Annotated in this window: 2 protein-coding genes; both read left to right on the forward strand. The window is 50.4% G+C overall.

Features of this window, described 5'->3' with window-relative positions:
* The first annotated feature begins 111 nt into the window (after positions 1-111).
* Positions 112-420 (forward strand): hypothetical protein, encoded by a 309-nt coding sequence (locus DW49_RS0124060; protein WP_005620442.1) that lies wholly within the window; start codon positions 112-114, stop codon positions 418-420.
* A complete protein-coding gene (locus DW49_RS0124065; protein WP_024421472.1) occupies positions 420-1,136 on the forward strand; it encodes a M48 family metallopeptidase in 717 nt (238 codons plus the stop codon). Before DW49_RS0124060 ends, DW49_RS0124065 begins: the two co-directional genes overlap by 1 nt.
* Positions 1,137-1,503: the final 367 nt, after the last annotated feature.

Consider the following 1,503-nt stretch of genomic DNA (forward strand, 5'->3'; position numbering starts at 1 on the left):
ACTGTTTTCGAAAAAACCAGCTACTAACTAACGTAAAATTCAAATTTTATCAATAACTTAGGTTGCGGGACACGGGTAAATTATTTCGCAAACAGTACACTAGCGATCAAAGTGCAAGCAGGCAAGGTGCAGGGCACACCGCATGTGCTGAACACTCCAGGCAAGCTCGCGCTCTACAACAACCTGACGCCAAAGAACTGGGTGTGCGAGCCGGCAATGCCCTATGGTCAGTCGAGCGGGGACGCCTATTTGGATCTAGCGTTGAAGATAGACAAAGCAGTTAAACAGGCACGACCTGATGGCTGGCGCGGCATACAAGCGAAGGAGATGATGATCAAGCAGGCCATGTACAAGGTTTTGGATGATGAGGCAGAGGTCGATCGCCTGTTTCCAATCATAGTTGCTCAGCAGGAATACTGATGTCCGAGCATTTTGACCTTGGTGATATCCGTGTCGAGGTTCAGAGAAAGAACAATAAGCACGCACACCTCTATGTCTATCCGCCCAAGGGGCGGGTGCATATATCTGCCCCTCTACACATGGGCCTTGACGCTCTGCGAGCGTTCGCTATTTCTAGGTTGAGCTGGATTAAGGCGCAACAACGGCAAATGCGTGCCCAACCCCGCGAGACGCAACGTGAGTACTTGAATCGCGAAAGCCATCAGGTGTGGGGAAAGCGCTATTTGTTGGAGGTTATTGAGATCAATGTAGCGCCAGTTGTTGAGCTGAAACATTCCGCGCTTGTCTTGCAGATACGGCCTGGTAGTAATGAAGCTCAGCGTGAGACGTTGCTGGATAGCTGGTACCGCGAGCAGATCCGGGCGAAGCTGCCCGTGCTTCTGGGGAAATGGCAGCCTCAGTTGGGGGTTAATGTTCGGCGCATCTTAATTCAGCGCATGAAAACCCGTTGGGGAGGCTGTAACCCTATTACCGGGATTGTTCGGCTGAACACCGAGCTGGCAAAAAAGCCGTCGCATTGCCTGGAGTACATTCTCATACATGAGCTGGTGCATCTGATTGAGCCTACCCACAACACCCGGTTCTTGGCCCTGATGGATCAGTTGCTGCCCCACTGGCGGCAAATCAAAGATGAGTTAAATCGTTTACCGGTCCGGCATGAAGAGTGGGATCACTGATGTATTTGAGATAAGACTGCGACTGTCATCCCCGCTTTCCCTCACGCTTAGGGCGTCAATTACCGAGCGTAGAAAAAATCGTATTGGACGATCAATTTGGCCCGAGTTGCCGCTATGGGTGGCTTTGGCACGGTCAGCGGCTATTTCAAGCGTCTGAGAGTCAGTTTCATGGAGAGTAAATGGAGTACTGAGTGATTTGCACGCGATCGAATATCCGCGGGCCCAGATGGGGGGCTAAACACTTATATTCACCGAATCCCGCCCACAAAAAAAGACGCCCTAGTGTACTGTTTTCGAAATAAGTTACCCATAACCTGCAAGCTAAGCTATTGATAAGATTTGAATTTTCCGTTAGTTGGTGGCTGAT

Source organism: Pseudomonas avellanae BPIC 631 (assembly GCF_000444135.1).
Taxonomy (GTDB): domain Bacteria; phylum Pseudomonadota; class Gammaproteobacteria; order Pseudomonadales; family Pseudomonadaceae; genus Aquipseudomonas; species Aquipseudomonas avellanae.